Genomic DNA, 17,707 nt, shown 5'->3' on the forward strand with positions numbered 1-17,707 from the left:
GTCAGGTCAGACGGCGACCGCGAGCTGGGCGACCTCGCCCAGCTTGGCCTGCACCGCGACGTCCCTGGTGACGCCGCCGCCCGCGATGATGCGGACGGTCCAGTCGCCGGGCGCGGCGAAGAAGCGGAAGATGCCCTCGTCGGAGACGACGACCTCGCCGGTGAACTCACCGGAGTGGTCGAGCAGGCGGGCGTAGGCGGTACCGGCGCCGGTCACGACACCCTGGATGACGGCCTGGGTCGACAGGTCGATCCCGGCGGGCAGCGCGACGGTCTGCTCCGGCGCGGCGCAACCCTGAGCGGAAACAGCAGACATCAGCGGGCCTCTCCCAGCTCGATCGGCACGCCCACGAGCGAGCCGTACTCGGTCCACGAACCGTCGTAGTTCTTGACATTGGCCTGGTCGAGCAGCTCGTGCAGCACGAACCAGGTGTGCGCGGAGCGCTCGCCGATGCGGCAGTAGGCGATGGTGTCCTTGCCGAAGTCGACGCCGGCGTCGCCGTACAGCTTGCTCAGCTCGTCGTCGGACTTGAAGGTGCCGTCGTCGTTGGCCGCCTTCGACCACGGGATGCTGCGCGCGGTCGGGATGTGGCCCGCGCGCTGCGCCTGCTCCTGCGGCAGGTGGGCGGGGGCCAGCAGCTTGCCGGTGAACTCGTCGGGCGAGCGGACGTCGACCAGGTTGAGCTTGCCGATCGCGGCGAGGGCGTCGTCACGGAAGGCGCGGATCGACAGATCCTGCTCCTGGGCGGTGTAGGAGGTCGCGGGACGGGCGGCGACCTCGGTGACCAGCTCGCGGGAGTCCAGCTCCCACTTCTTGCGACCGCCGTCGAGCAGCTTGACGTCGCCGTGGCCGTACAGCTTGAAGTACCAGTAGGCGTAGGAGGCGAACCAGTTGTTGTTGCCGCCGTAGAGCACGACGGTGTCGCCGTTGGCGATGCCGCGCTCGGACAGCAGGGCCTCGAAGCCCGCCTTGTCCACGAAGTCACGGCGGACCGGGTCCTGGAGGTCCTTCCTCCAGTCGATCTTCACGGCGCCACGGATGTGGCCCTTGTCGTAGGCGCTGGCGTCTTCGTCGACCTCGACGAGAACGACGCCGGGGGTGTCGAGGTGGGCCTCGACCCAGTCGGCATCCACCAGGACGGCGGAGCGGCTCATTGGTGAACCTCCATGTTGGCAGCGGGCAGTAGACGGCGAATCATCAGGTACATCTCGCAGCCGAGGCAGAGTCCGATGGCTGCGTTGAGGAGGGCGGCGAGGAGAGCCGCGGCCGTCGCCCCGAGGGCGAGCGGCGTGATCCCGGTGACGAATCCGACCAGCCCCGCGACCGCGAAGATCAGCCCCACAGCCTGCGCGAAACGCGGCGGGCGGGCGTCCTCGGTCTCCTTCGGGGCGCTCCTGACGAGCACCTTGAAGAGCATGGTGTACGGCGAGACGCGGGCCACTCCCAGAGCAAACACCACCGCCTGGGCGGCGAGCAACCACCAACTCCCCGTCAACAGGACGAGGGCGAGGACCAGCGTGGTGATCGTGGCGCCGAAGCGCAGGGCTCTGGGGTCGGCACGCATCGCGAGATGCTCCTGAAGGGGTCGATGGGGCGGACTTTCCGTCCGCTCGAGATCGTCCTCAGGCAGCGCGACAGAGCGCGGTCGACACGCGGCAGAAATCAACCGCGCGCCGCTTCGTCAGCAGCTCTGTCGTGGGGTTCATGGCGTTGACACTACCCCGTCGTCCCGCCATCTGTCACATCTCGTCCGCGTCCTGAGATACGGCGGCGCCGAGGGCGGCGATGACGTCGGCTTTTCTCGGCTGGCCGGCGGCCCGCTTGACGATCGCGCCGTCCCCGTCGAGGACCAGGACGGTCGGCGTGCGCATGATGTCGAGCCTGCGCACCAGGTCGAGGCGGGACTCGGCGTCGATCTCCACGTGCGTGACGCCGGGCACGAGCGCGCTCACCTCGCCGAGCACGCGGCGGGTGGCCCGGCAGGGCTGGCAGAAGGCGGTGGAGAACTGCACGAGCGTGGCCTTCGGGCCGAGCGGGGTGTTCAGGTCGTCCTCGGTCAGGCGGTCGGACACCTGGTCGCCTCGTCTCGTCTCGCGTACTCGCCCGTCGGCGCGGTGCCGTACCAGGGCGATCACCGCGCCGAGCGCGAGTGTGCCCAGCAGCACCCACAGACCCGTCACGTCCGTGCAACCACGTTCGCGCCGCGCTTCTTCCCTCAGCCGGGCTTGGCGGTCAGCAGCGTCCTGCCGTGGGCGTCGACGATGTCGAAGCGGGCGATCTGGTCGGCCGCGATCGACGTCGTGCCCTCCCAGGCGCCGTCCTCGCTGTAGTTGCCGCTGCGCGCGGTCCAGGTGGTGGCGGTCTCCTTCGTACCGTCCCGGCCGACGACGACGAGGCTGCACTTGGTGCCGACGGGCACACCCTGGACGGTGACCGTGACGGTGGTCGCCGGCGGCCCCGGCATCGCGGTCACGCTGGCCTTGACGCTGCCGCGCTTGCCCTTGAACACCATGCCTTCGGCGGCGGCCATGGACTCGTCCTGCTTGGCCTTGGCGGGGGCGGGGGTGTCGGCGAGCAGCCGTTCGGCCGCCTTGTCCTGCGCGACCTCGGGCGCCATGACGCTGCTGGCGGACTCCGCGGGGCCGCCGCCCTGCTGGGCGCCGTTCCACACCGTGCCGCCGACGACGACGGCCGCGGCCGACGCGGCGACCGCCAGCACCAGGCGGGCCCGGCGGCGGCGCCTGGCGCGCGCGCTCAGCAGCCGGTCGAGCACCTGGTGCGGCGGGCGGACGACCTGCTCCACCTCGCGTTCGGACACCTTGGCCAGGAAGGCCGTCACCCCCGACAGCTCCATCAGCTCAGCGCCGCACTCCTCGCAGGTGGCCAGGTGGGTGTCGATCTCCAGCGCCTCGTCGGGCTCCAGCGCGCCCAGCGCGTGTGCGCCGAGCGACAGCCGTACCTCCTCGCAGGTCATCATGGCGCCAGCCCCCGTTCTTCCAGGGCGAGCTTGAGCGCCCGCAACGCGTAGTAGGTACGTGACTTGACCGTTCCGGCGGGAATGCCGAGCGTCGCCGACGCCTCCTTCACCGATCGCCCCCGGTAGTAGACCTCCAGCAGCACCTCGCGGTGCTCGGGCCGCAGCGCGGCCAGCGCCTCGGCCACCGCCCACGACTCGACCGCGCGCTCCAGCTCGTCGTCGGCGGGCACCACGGCCAGCGCCTCGTCGCCCGTCTCCGGCGGCCGGGCCTTGCGGGCCCGGTGCTGGTCGACGACGAGGTTGCGGGCGACCGTGAACAGCCAGGCGCGGATGGGCCGCCCGGAGAGCGCGTCGGGGTGACGCCACGCCCGCAGCAGCGTCTCCTGCACGACATCCTCCGCTCGCCCGGCGTCCCCGGTCAGTCGCAGTACGTATCCGTAGAGTGGCCCGGCGTGCTCGTCGAAGAGGCCGCGCATCAGTTCCTCGTCGGCGGCGGTTGCTGGACTCACACCCTCATCACGTATGGCGGCGGGTGGCGGTTCGAGGTCATCCATTGAGAGGTACGTCACTCGCCTCGGCGGTGAACCGCAGCCCGGCGGGGACCTTCTTCACCTCCGTCACCTTCACGTCGAAGGGCACCCTTCCCTTGAACGGAATGGTGTACGTCACGAGCCTGGCCAGCGCGCCCGGCACGCCCTCGATCTTCTCGGCGACCAGCCGGATACCGCCGTCGGCCAGTTCGACCCGCATCTCGGCGGTGACCTTCAGCCGCTGCGCGCCGACGGGCACGTCCCCGCTGGCGAGCAGCCGGTCCCCCGAGGCGGTGATCTTGATGCCGCGCGGGGCGAACCGGTCGATGGTCTGCTGCGTGAGGGTGCCGGTCATGGAGACGCGCTCGGCCCTGATGTCGGCCTGACCGGCCTTCTGGATGACGTCGAGCAGCGGCGCGGTCACGTTGTAGGCGGCGCCGTTGAGGTCCTTGACCGGGACGCCGCCGTAGGTCAGCGTGCCGAGGTCGAAGCGCACCTCGGGGTAGCGCCCCGAGAGGGCCTGGGTCAGGAAGGGGATGCCCTCGATCGTCACCGTGGGCGGTCCCGACAGGTCGGCGGCGGCGGCGATGCGGTTGGCGAGGTCGCGTTGGAGCCCGGCCACGGCGACCCGGTCGACCGCGACGAGCAGGACGGTCAGCACGATCAGGAAGACGATCAGCTTGCGCATCTGACTCCTCGGGGCTGGTCGGGGGACACCCTATCGATCACAAAGGCACATTCCCACGATCTCCCGTTTTATGGTCATCCACCGGCGAAGGGCGGCAGCACCTCAACCGTCACGCCCTCCTCCAGCACCACCGAGCCGTGCGCGCGCCGGCCGACCGGAGCGCCGTCGATCAGGAACGACGAGCGCCGTACCACCCGGCCGAGCTCGTCACGATCCGCTGTGATTTTGGTCATGAGTTCGGCGAGATTCGCCGCCTCGAACGGCTCCTCCGCCACTCCGGCCGCGTCCTTCGCCGCGGCCCAGTAACGCACCTTTCCCGTGGCCATGAGCACCTCACCATTCCTCTGAGTCCATTGTGCGCTCCGCTTAACGTAGACGTAGCGTGTTCACCTGGTGGACGCACCGTGGACGGTCCATTCTCGTGGGTTATCCTCACCTACAGGACCTGGGCGACGCCGCCACCGGGTCCTTACGTGTTTTAGTACGGCCCGGCACTCCGGAACCGAGGAGTCGAAATGAGCAACCTGCTCCTGTTGACCAACGCCCTCGAGCCGTCCGCCGAGGTGCTACCGGCACTGGGGCTGCTCCTGCACTCGGTTCGGGTGGCCCCCGCGGAGGCCACCGCGCTCATCGACGCCGCGCCCGCCGACGCCGTCCTGGTCGACGCGCGCAAGGAACTCGCGCACGCCAAGAGCCTGTGCCGGCTGCTGCGTACCACCGGCATCACCAGCCCGCTGCTGGTGATCGTCACCGAGGGCGGGCTGGCCGCGATGACCGCCGAGTGGGGTGTGGACGACGTGCTGCTCGACAGCGCGGGCCCGGCCGAGGTGGAGGCCCGGCTGCGGATGGCCGCGGGGCGGCTGTCGCTGGCAGGGGCCGAGGAGGTGCCCGACGAGATCCGCAACGGCGACCTGTCGATCGACGAGGCCACCTACACCGCCCGGCTGCGCGGGCGCGCGCTGGACCTGACGTTCAAGGAGTTCGAGCTGCTCAAGTACCTCGCCCAGCACCCCGGCCGGGTCTTCACCCGGGCGCAGTTGCTGCAGGAGGTCTGGGGCTACGACTACTTCGGCGGCACCCGTACGGTCGACGTGCACGTGCGGCGGCTGCGGGCCAAGCTCGGGCCCGAGAACGAGGCGCTGATCGGCACGGTCCGCAACGTCGGCTACCGGTTCGTCCCCGACCGCTCGGACTCCGTGCACGCCTGACCTTCTTCACCTTGCTCTGACCTGGGCCGCACCCTAGAGTACTTTCAGTTATGACTGAAAGTACTAGCCTCGAAAGAGACGCGATGAGTTCTGCGGCCGACGGCACCCAGGTGCTGGAGTGGGTCGAGCGCGTGGCGGCGTTCTGCGTGACCGAGTGGGGGCTGGCGCCGATCACCGGGCGCATCCTCGGCTGGTTGATGATCTGCGAGCCCGCCGAGCAGTCGGCCGGCGACATCGCCGACACGATCGGGGCCAGCAGGGCCTCGCTGACCTCCAACATCCGGCTGCTGATGGCCACCGGCCTGGTCCGCAGGATCAGCCGTCCCGGCGAGCGCACCGCCTACTACCGCATCGAGGACGACGCCTGGCAGAAGGTCATGGAGCGCAAGCTCGCCGCGCTGAGCATCTTCGACGACATCGCCAGAGAGGGCATCGACCTGGCCGGCGACAACCACCGGGCCAGGCGGATCCGGGTCGCGCAGGAGTCCATGAGCCGGCTGGCCACCTCGCTGAAGCCGCGCGAGCGCTGAGCCCGCGCCGGACCGGCGCGGGCTCCTCGCCTGGTTAGGGGACGACCGTGATGCGGTTGGTCGCGGGCGGGGCGATGGGGTTGTTCCGGCCCAGCTGCGCGGCGAAGGCGTCGATGTCGAGCGGGCCGCTCCACACATCGGTGCCCTCCTTGAAGACGGCGAAGGCGTCACCGCCGCCGACCAGGAAGTTGTTGATCGCCACCCGGATGGACTGGGTGTCGGTCACCGCCGCGCCGTCGAGCGTCATGTTCGAGACCCTCGACCCCCACGGCGCGCTCTTGCTGTAGGTGTAGGCGAAGTTCGCCGAGGGCTGCAGGATCTTGGTGAACGGCTGGCCGTTCGGACCGCCGGTGAACTGCTGCTCCAGCGCCGTCTTCAGCTGCGCCCCGGTCAGCGTCACCACCTGCATGAGGTTGTTGAACGGCTGGACGCTGAACGCCTCGCCGTAGGTCACCACTCCGTCGCCCTCACCCGCGGCCGAACCCGCGTACGACAGCGAGGTGCGGACTCCGCCCGGGTTCATCAGGGCGAGCTGTGCGTTGCCGCCCGTCCTCGTCCCTTCGAGCTGGCCGTCGGCGATCAGGTTGCCGAGCGCGGACTCGCCCGAGGGCGTGGCGCTGTTGGTGATGTCCGCGGTGATCCGGCCGATCGGCTTGTTCGCGACCGGCGCCACCCGGTCCTTCCAGGTCTGGACGAACTGGGCGATCTCGGTGTCGGGCGCAACCGTCCTGGTGACCACGTGGTTGTCGGCCACGACCGTGGAGCGGTCGATGTCACGGGTGCGCGTGTTCACCCCGAAGTCGACCTGGGTGATCACCCGGCCGAACGAGCCGCCCTGGCTGTACAGGCGGTCGCCGCCCTCAGGGTCCTTGACCACGCACTTGTACGCCTGGTGCGAGTGACCCGACAGGATCAGGTCGACCTCGGCGTCCACCTGGGTGGCGATGCGGTTGCCCGCGCCCGGCACCGCGCTGCACGCGTCCGGCGACTGGCCCGGGGTGACCTGGTCGCCCTCGTGCATCAGCACGACCTGCGCCTTGATCCCGACGAGCTTCAGCAGCTTGGAGGCCACGTTGGCGGCCTTGACCTCGTCGACGAACTCGATGTCCTTGATGCCCTCGGAGGTGACGATCGTCGGCGTCGTCTGGGTGACCAGGCCGATGAAGCCGATCGGCACGCCGTTCATCCACTTGACGCTGACCGGGGGCAGGGCCGGGATCCCGTACCCCTTGAGCAGGTTGCGCAGTGAGCTGCCGTCGCCTGCGCCCAGGGCGGCGAAGGCCTCCCGCTCGGCGTTCGCGTTCGGGCGCTTGAGCAGGACGTTGGCGGCGACGTAGTCGTAGGCGGCGCCCTTCCACTGGCCGGCGGGCGAGCAGCCGTCCACCGAGTGGCAGCCGCCGCGCATGATGCGCTTGAGCTCGTCGTAACCCTCGTCGAACTCGTGGTTGCCGACCGCGGCGACGTCGAGCCCGATCTTGCCGAGGAACTCCACCGACGGCTCGTCGTGGTAGGCGGCCGAGATCAGCGGTGTGGCCCCGATCAGGTCGCCCTGGGCCACCATGAGCGTGTCGCGGTTGGCGAGGTTCTTCATGTGGGTGGCGACGTAGACGGCGCCCCCCGCTTCCACGGTCTGGCCGTTCTCGTCGATCATCCGGCCCGAGGAGCCCGAGGGCGGCTCCAGGTTGCCGTGGAAGTCGTTGAGGGCGAGCAGGCGGACGGGCACGGTCCTGGCCGGTCTGCTGCCCGCGTCGGCGGGTCCGGCCGCGAGGGCGAACCCGCTCGCGGCGACGACTCCGGCCAGCGCCAGCCGGAGGACAGGGCGAGAGGTCATGCCTGCAGACGTTACGTCGGGATCCCGTACGGCAGACGTCTCAAAGCTTACGATTCGTCGGCCGCCCCCCTGGCGTTATTTGCCAGTAGTCCGCCTAGAGTTCGATTCATGACGTTGCATGTGATGAAGCGCGGACGACTTGATGACCAGGAAATCACCGGGGTGCTCACCCTGGTCGAGGCGGCCACGGAGGCCGACGGGGTGCGCCCGCTCAACGAGCACGTCATGTTGCACCTGCGGTACGGCGGAGACGAGCGCGCGCACTCACTGCTGCTCTACTCCGGCGACGTGCTGGCCGGGTACGCCCATGTGGATCTGACCGACGAGGTCGAGGGGCCGAGCGGCGAGCTGGTGATCCATCCCGCGCACCGGCGGCAGGGACTGGGCCGGGCGTTGCTGCGGGCCGTACTGGAACTCGCCGGGGGGCGGCTGCGGCTGTGGGCGCACGGGGGCAGCCCCGGCGCCGAGGCGCTGGCCGCGTCCCTGGGACTGGACAGGGTGCGGTCGCTCTGGCAGATGCGCAGGTCGCTGTTCGCGCCCCTGGCCGGCTCCGAACTGCCCGAGGGGGTACGGCTGCGCGTCTTCGTCCCGGGGCAGGACGAGGAAGCCTGGCTCAAGGTCAACGCCGCCGCCTTCGCCCACCACCCCGAGCAGGGCTCGTGGACCATGGACGACCTGCTGCGACGGGAGGGCGAGCCGTGGTTCGACGCGGCGGGGTTCTTCCTGGCCGAGCGCGACGGCCGGCTGGTCGGCTTCCACTGGACGAAGATCCACGGCTCGTCCGGTCACGGCCACGAGCCGCTCGGCGAGGTGTACGTCGTCGGCGTCGACCCCTCCCAGCAGGGCACCGGCCTGGGCAAGGCGCTCACCCTGACCGGACTGCGCCATCTACGCGCGCGTGGCCTCGCCCAGGCGATGCTCTACGTGGACGAGGCCAACACGGCGGCGATCAGGTTGTACGAGTCCCTCGGGTTCAACCGATGGGACGTCGACGTGATGTACGCGGCTACTCCACCATCCAGTGGAGCGCGTAGTACGACAGGGCGGCCACCAGAGCGGCTGCCGGGATCGTAAGGATCCACCCGGTCACGATGTTGCCCGCGACCCCCCACCGGACCGCCGAGAGGCGCTTGGTGGAGCCGACACCCATGATCGCACTGGTGATCGTGTGGGTGGTGGAGATGGGGGCGCCGAAGCCGATGGCCGCGCCGTACAGGACCGTCGCCGCGGCGCTCTCCGCGGCGAAGCCCTGGGGCGGGTCCAGCGCGATGATGCGCCGGCCGAGCGTGCGCATGATGCGCCAGCCACCGGCGTAGGTGCCCAGCGAGATGGCACCCGCCGCGGACAGGATCACCCACTGCGGGATCGGATCGGTCGGCGCGGCGTAGCCGCCGACCACGAGCGCCAGGAAGATGACGCCCATGGTCTTCTGCGCGTCCTGCAGGCCGTGGCCGAGCGCCATCGCGGCGGCCGACACGGTCTGCGCGTACCGGAAGCCGCGGTTGGCTTTGCCGGGCTGCGCGTTGCGGAAGATCCAGTAAATTGCGATCATGATCGCTGCGGCGAGCGTGAAGCCCACCAGCGGGGAGAGGATCATCGGGATGACGACCTTCACCCAGACGCCGTCCCAGTGGACCACGCTGGCCGAGGCGAGCGCGGAGCCGACCAGGCCGCCGATGAGCGCGTGACTGGAGGAGGAGGGCAGACCGAAGTACCAGGTGATGAGGTTCCAGACGATCGCGCCGATCAACGCTGAGGCCACGATCACCAGACCGTGGGAGCCGTCGGGCGCGTCGATGATGCCCTTACCGACCGTTTGGGCGACCTGGGTGCCCAGGTGCGCGCCGATGAAGTTCATCGCCGCGGCCATGAACAGCGCGGCTCTGGGGGTGAGCGCCCTGGTCGAGACCGAGGTCGCGATGGCGTTCGCCGCATCGTGGAAGCCGTTGGTGTAGTCGAAGACCAGCGCCACGACGACCACGCCGATGACGAGGGCGAGCGTGAGGTCCACTCAGCTTTCCTTGACCGCGATCGACTCGATCGTGTTGGCCACGTGCTCGAAGGCGTCGGCCGCCTCCTCCAGCGCGTCGATGACCTCCTTCATCTTCATGACCGTGAGGGCGTCGTACTCGCCGCTGAAGAGCTTGGCCAGCAGGCGGCGGTAGACCTGGTCCGCCTGGTTCTCCAGGCGGTTGACCTCGATCCAGTACTCGTTGAGGTTCTTCATCGAGCGCAGCCTGGGCATGGCCTCGGCGGTGAGCTCCGCCGCGCGCTCGAGCACCTCGACCTGCCTGACCACGTCCTTGGGCAGGTGGTCGATCTGGTAGAGGACGATGAGGTCGGACGCGGCTTCCATGGCGTCCATCACGTCGTCGAGGTTCGACGCGAGGCGGTAGATGTCCTCGCGGTCGAACGGCGTGATGAAGCTCTCATTGAGCCGATTCATGATCGCGTGGGTACGTTCGTCACCGGCGTGTTCGCAGGCGCGCATCTTCTCGGCCAGGGCTTCCCTGTCCGAGCCGTCACTGATGATCTCCACCATCAGCCGGGATGCCGTGACCAGGTTGTTCGCCGAGTCGGCGAACAGGTCGTAGTAGCTGTCCTCACGAGGCGTGAGACGCAGGCGCACGTCGTTCTCCAGATGTGCGGGGATGGTCCGCAGAGAAGGGTACGGGTTACCAGCGGAAATGCGAACTTCATCCCCCGCACACCCACTCTTCTCCTAGTGGCTACCCTGCGGGTGTTCTGCGACACCGAGGGCGGGGGGACTTTGAGTGCCATTTTGCACCTGTCCCGCCCATAGAGGGCTTTGAGGGGGGTTGCGGGTGGGAATAGGTGTTGTTTCGGCTGGTCCGGTTCGGGGTGCCGGAGGTATCGTCCTCGTCACACGTCCGTACGGTGGAAATCGCGGAAGGACCGCGACGGAGTGGGGCCGCGCTGGCCCTGGTAGCGGGAGCCGTACTTCTCCGAGCCGTACGGGTGCTCGGCCGGCGAGCTCAACCTGAACATGCAGAGCTGGCCGATCTTCATCCCCGGCCAGAGCTTGATCGGCAAAGTCGCGACATTGGACAACTCAAGCGTCACATGCCCGCTGAACCCGGGATCGATGAACCCCGCCGTCGAATGCGTCAACAACCCCAGCCGCCCCAGACTCGACTTACCCTCCAGCCTGCTGGCCAGATCATCGGGCAGACTGATCACCTCGTACGTCGACGCGAGCACGAACTCCCCCGGATGCAGGATGAACGGCTCACCCCCGTCCGGCTCCACCAGACGCGTGAGATCAGGCTGCTCGACAGCGGGATCGATGTGCGGATACCGGTGATTCTCGAAGACGCGGAAGTACCGGTCGAGGCGTACGTCGATGCTGGACGGCTGAACCATGGAAGGATCGAAAGGGTTCAACCTCACACGGCCGGCATCGATCTCAGCACGGATATCACGGTCGGAAAGCAGCACGCAGAGCAACCTACCGTGTGCGACGGAGAGACTCGGCTTCCACGGGCTTGCTGAAGTGCACCGGCTTTCCGCTACAGTGGTTCCCGCGGCCCACAGCCGATGCGGGTGTAGTTCAATGGCAGAACATCAGCTTCCCAAGCTGACAGCGCGGGTTCGATTCCCGTCACCCGCTCTACACGAGAAAGCCCAGGTCATCCGGTGGATTCGGAGCCTGGGCTTTGATCTTGTATGGGGTTGTTGATCTCTCCGTGCAATTAACGTGCAATTAGAGCTGGCGGCTACCCGGCGGGAACCAACAGGCCAGGCGCGTCGTTCGGGCTTGACGCAGATCGCCAGATGCTCGCGGAGCGCCGGGATGATCGCCTGCGGGATGCCTACGGTGCGCCGCCCGGCCTTGGACTTGGGCGGGCCGAGGATGCTCTCCCCCGTTGAACGCTCGAGGTAGGCCACCCTGACGCGGACCGTTCCCGCGTTGAGATCAATGTCACTCCTGGTCAGCGCGGTGATCTCCCCCCAACGCAGGCTCGCGAACGTCGTGAGGAGGACGAAGGCGCGAGATCGCCGATCACGAGTGCCGTCCGCCTGCCCGGTATCGATCATCCGCCAGAGGGATTTCCCCGCTTCGGCTCTGGTCGGGAACATCTCCGGACAGATCCGCATCTCGCCGTGCCATTGGAAGCGGATGCGGTAGCCCTCCCCCTTCATGAGTCCCGGATGTTGCCGACCGGGCGACGGCCCACCTTGTCGGCGAGCTCGAAGATCTGGCCGACGGTGAGCACCGGGCGTTTTTCCGCTTGCTCGTCACCGGCCCCTCGGATCCGGCAGGGGTTGCGCGGAATGATGCGGTCATCCTCAGCGGCGGTCGTGAGTACGGCCCGCAGCAGGCGGTACGCCTTGGCCGCCATGCCGACCGACACCCCGTTGCCGAGCAGTTCGGCCCGCCACTGCCGAATCATCGCGGTGGACAGCTTGCCGAGCGCTTTGTCCCCTCGTTCTGTCTCCCCTCGTATAGGCGGAGTGGCGAGGACCGCTGTCTGCGCTACAACGATCCCCGCCACCCCGAACGCGGCAGCATGAGACACCCGGAGTCGATCATGCCGCCGCGGATCTAACGAGCGTTGCCGCCGAGGAGCGCCCTCCAGACGGCTTCCGCCTCCTTGAACGACCATCGATAGGTCTCGTGCACTTCGTTGAGCCGCGTCCGCCGGATGTAAGCGACGCCCGCCGCGTGACAGAGCTCGAAGAACGGCGCGCGGCAGTCACAAGTCCAAGCGATCACACGAACCCGATCTTCAGCGCGGTACGGCGGTCGCCACACGAGGCACATGTGATCCGGCACGGGCTTGGACACATGCGGGCTCAGGCACCCGGAGGTCACGGTCATGACGCCGCCCGTCCAGTGCCATCGCAGCGCCAGCACTCGCCCTTCTGCCGTTCGTCGGCGACGGCATCCCCCGGATTCTCGGCGGCCACCACGGAACGGCGCAGGCTCACGTACTTCCAACCTCGCCCCGAGCAAGAGACACATCGCGCAGTCATGCAGCGAGGATTGCCCGGTCAGGCGTCACGTCTCGACCGCCCGCGAGTACCGTCTGTGATCGTCCGGTCTCTGTTCGTCTCGTCTTTGTCTCCCCCGCGCACGGAAGCCCGGTTAACGTGGGCTTATGGCACCCCAGCCTGCGACGCAGACCGCGATCCTGTTGAAGACGCTCCTGAAGCAACGGCACTGGCAGACGTACAGCACGTTCTGTAAGGAGTACGACAAAGCGGCCAAGAAGGTGGACCCCTCGTTGCAGGGCGGATGGCCGAGCCGGGCGCAACTCCACCGCTGGCTGACCGGCGAACTCAAGGGCCTGCCGTACTCGGATCACTGCCGGGTGCTGGAGGCGATGTTTCCCGGTCGCTCCGCCCACGAGCTGTTCGCCGCGAACGGCGTCGAGGTGCCCGCACCGAGGATCGAACCGGACCCGGCACCAGTCGCCGGTCCCTCGGCCGAGAGCGCACAGTTGGGCGATCTGTCAGCCGTGTTCAGCAGCCGGGCCGCGTTCTCGTCGGCCTACCCGGCAGCGACGCTGTTCGACACGGCGAAGGAGATCAGCGCGGCGGGCCTGTCGCTCAACGTGATCTGCCAGAGCTCCCCAGACCACCAGCTGAGGCGCCTGTTGGACTCTGGCACCCGGATCCGGTGCCTGTTTCTCGATCCCAAAGGGGAGGCCATCCGCGCCCGCGAGTCGGAGGAGGGCTACACAGACGGAACACTCACGACGTTGACCGCGCTCAACATCAGCATGTTGACCAGGCTCCGCGCTCGGTTGGACACGGAGTCAGCCCAGCGCTTGAGCTGCACGTCTACGACGAGACAATCCGGTTCAACATCCTGATCGTGGATCGCGGGCTTTGCGTGGTTCAGCCGTACTTGCCGGAGGCGCGCGGAGTGGATTCGCCTACGCTCGTGATCACAGACAACACCGCCGCAGATGGGCTGTTTCCCGTCTTCGACCAAGTATTCACCTCCATGTGGGAGCGGAGCAGGCCCGTATGACCCTCGACACCCGGACGCTTCTCCCGATCGCCGACCACGCCGTCACCATCGCCGCCGAGATCATCCGCACCAAGGCACCCGGTGTCATCACCGCCAAGGGTGACCGAGACATGGCCACCGAAGTGGACTACGCCGTCGAGCACGCCGTACGAGAGTTCCTGGCGCGCGAGACACCGGAGATCGGGTTCTTGGGCGAGGAGGAAGGCGTCAGCCGTACCGGCAACGGCCTGATGTGGGCACTCGACCCCGTGGACGGCACCGCGAACTTCCTGCACGGCATCCCGTTGTGCGGGGTCTCCCTGGGCCTGGTGGACAAGGACATGCCCACCGTCGGCGTGATCGACCTACCGTTCCTCGGGACGCGCTACACCGCAGCCGAAGGAGCCGGCACCCAGGCCAACGGCGTGGAGATCCAAGCCCGCGCCACCCGTGACCTTGATGCTGCCATCGTGTCCATCGGTGACTACGCCGTGGGCGACGACGCCCAGGAGCGCAACCGGCCACGCCTCGCGCTCACTCATGAGCTTGCTGCGCGTGTTCAGCGGGTGCGGATGTACGGCTCAGCCGCCGTCGATCTGGCCTGGGTCGCTCACGGCAAGACCGACGCGTGCATCATGCTCAGCAACAATCCATGGGACACCGCCGCAGGCGTCCTCATCGCCCGAGAGGCCGGGGCCGCAGTCGTGGACAACGACGGCAGCCCGCACAGCATGAGTTCCCTCGCGACCATCGCAGCCAGCCCAAAACTCGTAGCCGATCTAGTCGAACTCATTGCCGAGGCTCAGAAGGTCGCGAACCATAGCCTGCGCACTGCCGAATAGTTCTTGTAGGCATCAAGCGGCGGCGCGGCGCGCCGCCGTACCCCCGGCCCTCCGCCCGCCCGCCGTCCGGGCGTGCGGCCTGGGACTGGGGGCCGGTCCCGTATGGCGGCGGGACACCAGGCCGGGCACCGCACGCCCCCCCGCCGTACAGACCGAACGCTCCGAGCGCGGTTGCCACGCCGCCTCCTGGCATCTTCCGCGACAATCAGCACCGTGATCGATCACTACCGCAATCTCTTCGACTGGCACCAGTGGTTAGAGCAAGCGCTCTGCTGGACGGTTGTGCAACCGCTGGACGAAGAGATCACAGTGGACGACCTCCTGCGCCGGCTGAACGGAGGCCATACGCCACAACAACGCACCATGGAATATCCCACGGAGGGGGCTTATACGGAGGACCAGCCGGTGCTCTTCGCCTTCGAGGGCGAAGGAACCTACGGCTTCCTGGAGTTCAGCTACGGCTACGCCACACCCGATCACATCCTCGTCGAACTCAGCAAGACGTCACGGGTATGGATGACGACCTGGCACTTCAACGGGGGATACACGATCCTCTACGCAGCCGACGGCGAGATCAAGGCACGGATGGGCTACTTCATCTTCGCCGAGCACCGCATCCAGGAGGGCGACCCCAACGTCCTGGCCGATTTCCTGCCGATGCTCGACAGCCTCGATCCGGAGGACTATCGCGGCAAGCTCAGCGCGGCATTCGCCTTCATCGAGGCATCCACCGGCATGCGCCTTGAAAGCGAATGGCTGGATGTAGATGAGGCACCCGTTATCATCCTCGACAACTGGACCGACGAGTGAACGCAGCCGACCGGACATAGCGCCGGTGCCCCTCAAACCTATGCCTCCGGCGGGGGCGCTCCGGCTCCGGGATGGTCGCCGGTTCCGCTGTCTGGGCCGTAGGTGGCGGAGGTGGAAGCCTGATCATCCCGCCCGCCATCGACCCGGGACAAGCCGAGCGGACCAGGGCCACGGACACCAGATCGTTCGTCCGGTGGGGCGCTCCATCTGGTGTCCGTGAGCCATTGTCAGTAACTGAAGATCACGTTCTGTGATGCTGACATGGTCCAGTTGTGCTCGTGGTTGAGCAGGACGAGCGCGGCCTGAACGATCTTCCCGATGCGCCAAGGGTCGAGGCTCACCCGGCGCAAGGCTTTGAAGGTGACGGTGAGCAGGGCGTTCGCCCGCTCCCCAACTCCTCGCAAGCCTCGGAGCAGCTTGTTGTAGGTGTGCTGGTCATGACCGAGCTTGGGCTGGCCGGCCTTCTTCTTGACGGGGACACGCACCACGTCGGCGGCGCCTTCGTAGCCCAGGTCGGCCAGGGCCGGCAACTCAGGGCGGACGGCGGTGAGCGTGGTGATGACCCCGTGCCGGCGGGCGCACGTCATGTCGTGCTCGCGGCCTGGCCGCACATCCGACACCCATAACGGCCAGCCGTCCGGCGCGGAGATGACCTGTATGTTCCCGCCGTGGTGCTTGTGCTTGCCCGACCACCACAGGTCCGCGCCGTTGGGACCGGGGGTGGCGACCCGGTCGGTGGCGATCACGATGCCGTCGAGATTGACGTGCGTCAGGCCCGTCTTCCTGGCGTCGTCCAGGACGTGGCGCAGGTCGGGCGCCATGGTGGCGAGGACGTCGATGCCTTCGTGGAGGTAGCGGTAGGCGGTCGCGCGGCTGATGCCGTGATCGATCGCGAGTTGCTTGATACGGGTGTTGTCGCAGAACCAGCGCAGGATGAGAACGGCCTGGGTGAAACAGGTGATCGCCCGGCGGCCCCGACGGGTACCCCGGCGGCGGCGTTCCTCGCGCAGGAGAGCGGTCAGGAACAGCACGGTCTCCCGCCGGATGCTCAAGGTCGCGGTGTATGTGACACTTGTGGGCACGTGAAGCCTCTGGTTCGGAAGTTGATCTCTAGACAAGACCACTTCTATCAGGGGCTTTACGCTTTCCTGTCACCAGAGGGCCAGGGGCGTCGAGGGTTGATGACGACTACGCACCGTTCCTGATCGTTACAGACAATGGCTCCGTGGCCCTGGTCCGCTTCCCCTTCGGGCGGGACGACGGCAGACGGGATGATCAGGCAGGCGGCTTATGCGCGTCGCGCATGATTGTCTAGGCTGGCGGCGATCTGGATGACTTAGGGGTGCGCATGCCTGGGGCGACAGCGGCAGACTACGCCTGGCTGAGCGAACGGTGGACCGATGGTGTCGGCACCACCGTCTTGTGCATCAACTTCGTCCGCGATCTATCCCCCGCGGACGCTCTGCGGCGGATCAAGGTCACCCCGGGCACTCTCGGCGAGTTCAGTGTCGCCGCGTACGCCGCTCAAGGCGGAACCCTCCTCGCCGACACCGGATGGGCGACCAAGTTCGTCAGCAACATGGCCGAGCCGCTGTCCTTGGGCACGGCCGTGGCCACCGTGTTCGCCGACCTCAAGGGGGCGGACTTCACCTACGAGGTCAACGACCAACTGATCACCACGTTCAGCCTGTACAGCTACCGCTACCGGGAGGGCGACGATCCCGATCGACTCCTTGCCGATGTCCGTGACCTGGGCCTGTACCCCAACGACGGATACAGCGCGGATCCCATAACCAGCGCTCTGGCTCTCGCCTCCCGCGCTACCGGCGTCCACCTCTCCTGCGCCCACTACGCCAGACCAACCCTGACCGGTTCGACTGATCATCTGCACCCCACCTGGTGAGTCCGGGGAGGAATTCCATGTCAGCCCTCTGATCGTCGTGCCATTAGCGTGCCATTAGCCCCGATGATGAACGGTCAACCACGGTCACTCACGACCGCTCCGGCAACCCCGCTGACCAGGCACCCCGAGATCCGGTCCCCGCGATCACAGCAATTCCCAAGCTGACAGCGCGGGTTCGATTCCCGTCACCCGCTCCAATAGCTAAGGCCCAGGTCAGGACTTGAATCCCAACCCGGGCCTCGATCTTTTCTGGCACCTTTTCGATCTTCCGTGCAATTAACGTGCAACTAGCCCACGGGAGCCAGGACCCCGACCGGAACCTGTCAATTTGATCAAGGCAGTTGAGCTGGGCTAATTCTGTGTCGGCTTCTCTGTGGTCTCCTTCAGGTCCTCGTTCTTGGGCTTGTT

The 17,707-nt window shown here is 67.6% G+C and carries 24 protein-coding genes and 1 tRNA gene; 9 read left to right on the forward strand and 16 right to left on the reverse strand.

What is annotated here, in order from left to right; all coding sequences use genetic code 11:
* Positions 1-6: 6 nt before the first annotated feature.
* From ABZ911_RS34955 to ABZ911_RS34995, 9 genes are all read right to left on the reverse strand, one after another.
* Positions 7-315, reverse strand: coding sequence for a DUF1416 domain-containing protein (locus ABZ911_RS34955; RefSeq protein ID WP_358066025.1), 309 nt, complete (start codon positions 313-315; stop codon positions 7-9).
* Positions 315-1,154: a sulfurtransferase gene (locus ABZ911_RS34960; protein WP_358066028.1), complete on the reverse strand. Its 840-nt coding sequence runs from the start codon at positions 1,152-1,154 to the stop codon at positions 315-317. The genes ABZ911_RS34955 and ABZ911_RS34960 overlap by 1 nt, the downstream gene beginning before the upstream one ends.
* On the reverse strand, positions 1,151-1,564 hold the full coding sequence (locus ABZ911_RS34965; RefSeq protein WP_358066031.1) for a DUF4395 domain-containing protein: 414 nt from the start codon (positions 1,562-1,564) through the stop codon (positions 1,151-1,153). The genes ABZ911_RS34960 and ABZ911_RS34965 overlap by 4 nt, the downstream gene beginning before the upstream one ends.
* A gap of 58 nt (positions 1,565-1,622) precedes the next feature.
* A complete protein-coding gene (locus ABZ911_RS34970; RefSeq protein ID WP_358066033.1) occupies positions 1,623-1,736 on the reverse strand; it encodes a putative leader peptide in 114 nt (37 codons plus the stop codon).
* 3 nt (positions 1,737-1,739) lie between these two features.
* Positions 1,740-2,072 (reverse strand): thioredoxin family protein, encoded by a 333-nt coding sequence (locus tag ABZ911_RS34975; RefSeq protein ID WP_358066090.1) that lies wholly within the window; start codon positions 2,070-2,072, stop codon positions 1,740-1,742.
* A gap of 143 nt (positions 2,073-2,215) precedes the next feature.
* Positions 2,216-2,977, reverse strand: coding sequence for a zf-HC2 domain-containing protein (locus ABZ911_RS34980; protein WP_358066036.1), 762 nt, complete (start codon positions 2,975-2,977; stop codon positions 2,216-2,218).
* Positions 2,974-3,486, reverse strand: coding sequence for a sigma-70 family RNA polymerase sigma factor (locus tag ABZ911_RS34985; RefSeq protein ID WP_358066039.1), 513 nt, complete (start codon positions 3,484-3,486; stop codon positions 2,974-2,976). Before ABZ911_RS34985 ends, ABZ911_RS34980 begins: the two co-directional genes overlap by 4 nt.
* A 37-nt stretch (positions 3,487-3,523) precedes the next feature.
* Complete coding sequence (locus tag ABZ911_RS34990; RefSeq protein ID WP_358066042.1) at positions 3,524-4,195, reverse strand: DUF2993 domain-containing protein; 672 nt, start codon at positions 4,193-4,195, stop codon at positions 3,524-3,526.
* Between the two features lie 74 nt (positions 4,196-4,269).
* On the reverse strand, positions 4,270-4,521 hold the full coding sequence (locus ABZ911_RS34995) for a MoaD/ThiS family protein (RefSeq protein WP_358066044.1): 252 nt from the start codon (positions 4,519-4,521) through the stop codon (positions 4,270-4,272).
* Positions 4,522-4,710: 189 nt separating this feature from the next.
* On the opposite strand from ABZ911_RS34995, the gene ABZ911_RS35000 reads away from it, so the two are divergent.
* Together ABZ911_RS35000 and ABZ911_RS35005 are read left to right on the forward strand one after the other, a co-directional pair.
* Positions 4,711-5,403, forward strand: coding sequence for a response regulator transcription factor (locus tag ABZ911_RS35000; RefSeq protein ID WP_358066046.1), 693 nt, complete (start codon positions 4,711-4,713; stop codon positions 5,401-5,403).
* Between the two features lie 83 nt (positions 5,404-5,486).
* A complete protein-coding gene (locus tag ABZ911_RS35005; protein WP_358066049.1) occupies positions 5,487-5,933 on the forward strand; it encodes a transcriptional regulator in 447 nt (148 codons plus the stop codon).
* A gap of 34 nt (positions 5,934-5,967) precedes the next feature.
* Here the strand turns inward: ABZ911_RS35005 and ABZ911_RS35010 are convergent, their stop codons facing one another.
* Complete coding sequence (locus ABZ911_RS35010; RefSeq protein ID WP_358066052.1) at positions 5,968-7,764, reverse strand: bifunctional metallophosphatase/5'-nucleotidase; 1,797 nt, start codon at positions 7,762-7,764, stop codon at positions 5,968-5,970.
* A 108-nt stretch (positions 7,765-7,872) separates the two neighbouring features.
* On the opposite strand from ABZ911_RS35010, the gene mshD reads away from it, so the two are divergent.
* The gene (gene mshD, locus ABZ911_RS35015; RefSeq protein WP_358066055.1) at positions 7,873-8,838 is read left to right on the forward strand and encodes a mycothiol synthase; all 966 of its coding nucleotides are present in this window, start codon (positions 7,873-7,875) and stop codon (positions 8,836-8,838) included.
* Here the strand turns inward: mshD and ABZ911_RS35020 are convergent.
* The 3 genes from ABZ911_RS35020 to dcd form a co-directional block, all read right to left on the reverse strand.
* Entirely contained in the window at positions 8,771-9,775 is a 1,005-nt protein-coding gene (locus ABZ911_RS35020; RefSeq protein ID WP_358066058.1) for an inorganic phosphate transporter, read from the reverse strand. The two genes, mshD and ABZ911_RS35020, sit on opposite strands and share 68 nt — an antisense overlap.
* Complete coding sequence (locus ABZ911_RS35025) at positions 9,776-10,393, reverse strand: DUF47 family protein (protein WP_358066061.1); 618 nt, start codon at positions 10,391-10,393, stop codon at positions 9,776-9,778.
* A 254-nt stretch (positions 10,394-10,647) separates the two neighbouring features.
* The gene (gene dcd / locus ABZ911_RS35030) at positions 10,648-11,223 is read right to left on the reverse strand and encodes a dCTP deaminase (protein WP_358066064.1); all 576 of its coding nucleotides are present in this window, start codon (positions 11,221-11,223) and stop codon (positions 10,648-10,650) included.
* A gap of 101 nt (positions 11,224-11,324) precedes the next feature.
* On the opposite strand from dcd, the gene ABZ911_RS35035 reads away from it, so the two are divergent.
* A tRNA-Gly gene (locus ABZ911_RS35035) sits at positions 11,325-11,395 on the forward strand.
* 529 nt (positions 11,396-11,924) lie between these two features.
* Here the strand turns inward: ABZ911_RS35035 and ABZ911_RS35040 are convergent.
* A complete protein-coding gene (locus tag ABZ911_RS35040) occupies positions 11,925-12,179 on the reverse strand; it encodes a hypothetical protein (RefSeq protein ID WP_358066067.1) in 255 nt (84 codons plus the stop codon).
* 152 nt (positions 12,180-12,331) lie between these two features.
* Positions 12,332-12,643 (reverse strand): hypothetical protein, encoded by a 312-nt coding sequence (locus tag ABZ911_RS35045; RefSeq protein ID WP_358066069.1) that lies wholly within the window; start codon positions 12,641-12,643, stop codon positions 12,332-12,334.
* A 244-nt stretch (positions 12,644-12,887) separates the two neighbouring features.
* On the opposite strand from ABZ911_RS35045, the gene ABZ911_RS35050 reads away from it, so the two are divergent.
* The 4 genes from ABZ911_RS35050 (at position 12,888) to ABZ911_RS35065 (ending at position 15,396) form a co-directional block, all read left to right on the forward strand.
* A complete protein-coding gene (locus tag ABZ911_RS35050; protein WP_358066072.1) occupies positions 12,888-13,604 on the forward strand; it encodes a DUF5919 domain-containing protein in 717 nt (238 codons plus the stop codon).
* 2 nt (positions 13,605-13,606) lie between these two features.
* A complete protein-coding gene (locus ABZ911_RS35055; RefSeq protein ID WP_358066075.1) occupies positions 13,607-13,765 on the forward strand; it encodes a DUF5919 domain-containing protein in 159 nt (52 codons plus the stop codon).
* Positions 13,762-14,586: an inositol monophosphatase gene (locus ABZ911_RS35060; protein WP_358066078.1), complete on the forward strand. Its 825-nt coding sequence runs from the start codon at positions 13,762-13,764 to the stop codon at positions 14,584-14,586. The genes ABZ911_RS35055 and ABZ911_RS35060 overlap by 4 nt, the downstream gene beginning before the upstream one ends.
* Before the next feature lie 213 nt (positions 14,587-14,799).
* Entirely contained in the window at positions 14,800-15,396 is a 597-nt protein-coding gene (locus ABZ911_RS35065) for a hypothetical protein (protein ID WP_358066081.1), read from the forward strand.
* 227 nt (positions 15,397-15,623) lie between these two features.
* On the opposite strand, the gene ABZ911_RS35070 is transcribed toward ABZ911_RS35065, so the two are convergent.
* Entirely contained in the window at positions 15,624-16,478 is an 855-nt protein-coding gene (locus ABZ911_RS35070) for a transposase family protein (protein ID WP_358066084.1), read from the reverse strand.
* A gap of 266 nt (positions 16,479-16,744) precedes the next feature.
* Here ABZ911_RS35070 and ABZ911_RS35075 point away from each other — a divergent pair, with 266 nt between their 5' ends.
* Positions 16,745-17,299, forward strand: a complete 555-nt coding sequence (locus ABZ911_RS35075; protein WP_358066087.1) for a DUF6461 domain-containing protein — start codon at positions 16,745-16,747, stop codon at positions 17,297-17,299.
* The last annotated feature ends 408 nt before the right edge of the window (positions 17,300-17,707 follow it).

It is taken from the genome of Nonomuraea sp. NPDC046570, assembly GCF_040645915.1.
Taxonomy (GTDB): domain Bacteria; phylum Actinomycetota; class Actinomycetes; order Streptosporangiales; family Streptosporangiaceae; genus Nonomuraea.

Bases quoted from the DNA above. Each gene is read 5' to 3' on its own strand.
- ABZ911_RS34980 (WP_358066036.1), bottom strand. From the start codon at position 2,977: ATGATGACCTGCGAGGAGGTACGGCTGTCGCTCGGCGCACACGCGCTG.
- ABZ911_RS34955 (WP_358066025.1), bottom strand. From the start codon at position 315: ATGTCTGCTGTTTCCGCTCAGGGTTGCGCCGCGCCGGAGCAGACCGTC.
- ABZ911_RS35050 (WP_358066072.1), top strand. From the start codon at position 12,888: ATGGCACCCCAGCCTGCGACGCAGACCGCGATCCTGTTGAAGACGCTC.
- ABZ911_RS35060 (WP_358066078.1), top strand. From the start codon at position 13,762: ATGACCCTCGACACCCGGACGCTTCTCCCGATCGCCGACCACGCCGTC.
- ABZ911_RS35000 (WP_358066046.1), top strand. From the start codon at position 4,711: ATGAGCAACCTGCTCCTGTTGACCAACGCCCTCGAGCCGTCCGCCGAG.
- ABZ911_RS35040 (WP_358066067.1), bottom strand. From the start codon at position 12,179: ATGATTCGGCAGTGGCGGGCCGAACTGCTCGGCAACGGGGTGTCGGTC.
- ABZ911_RS34970 (WP_358066033.1), bottom strand. From the start codon at position 1,736: ATGGCGGGACGACGGGGTAGTGTCAACGCCATGAACCCCACGACAGAG.
- mshD (WP_358066055.1), top strand. From the start codon at position 7,873: ATGACGTTGCATGTGATGAAGCGCGGACGACTTGATGACCAGGAAATC.
- ABZ911_RS34960 (WP_358066028.1), bottom strand. From the start codon at position 1,154: ATGAGCCGCTCCGCCGTCCTGGTGGATGCCGACTGGGTCGAGGCCCAC.
- ABZ911_RS35010 (WP_358066052.1), bottom strand. From the start codon at position 7,764: ATGACCTCTCGCCCTGTCCTCCGGCTGGCGCTGGCCGGAGTCGTCGCC.
- ABZ911_RS35075 (WP_358066087.1), top strand. From the start codon at position 16,745: ATGCCTGGGGCGACAGCGGCAGACTACGCCTGGCTGAGCGAACGGTGG.
- ABZ911_RS34965 (WP_358066031.1), bottom strand. From the start codon at position 1,564: ATGCGTGCCGACCCCAGAGCCCTGCGCTTCGGCGCCACGATCACCACG.
- ABZ911_RS34990 (WP_358066042.1), bottom strand. From the start codon at position 4,195: ATGCGCAAGCTGATCGTCTTCCTGATCGTGCTGACCGTCCTGCTCGTC.
- ABZ911_RS35005 (WP_358066049.1), top strand. From the start codon at position 5,487: ATGAGTTCTGCGGCCGACGGCACCCAGGTGCTGGAGTGGGTCGAGCGC.
- ABZ911_RS34995 (WP_358066044.1), bottom strand. From the start codon at position 4,521: ATGGCCACGGGAAAGGTGCGTTACTGGGCCGCGGCGAAGGACGCGGCC.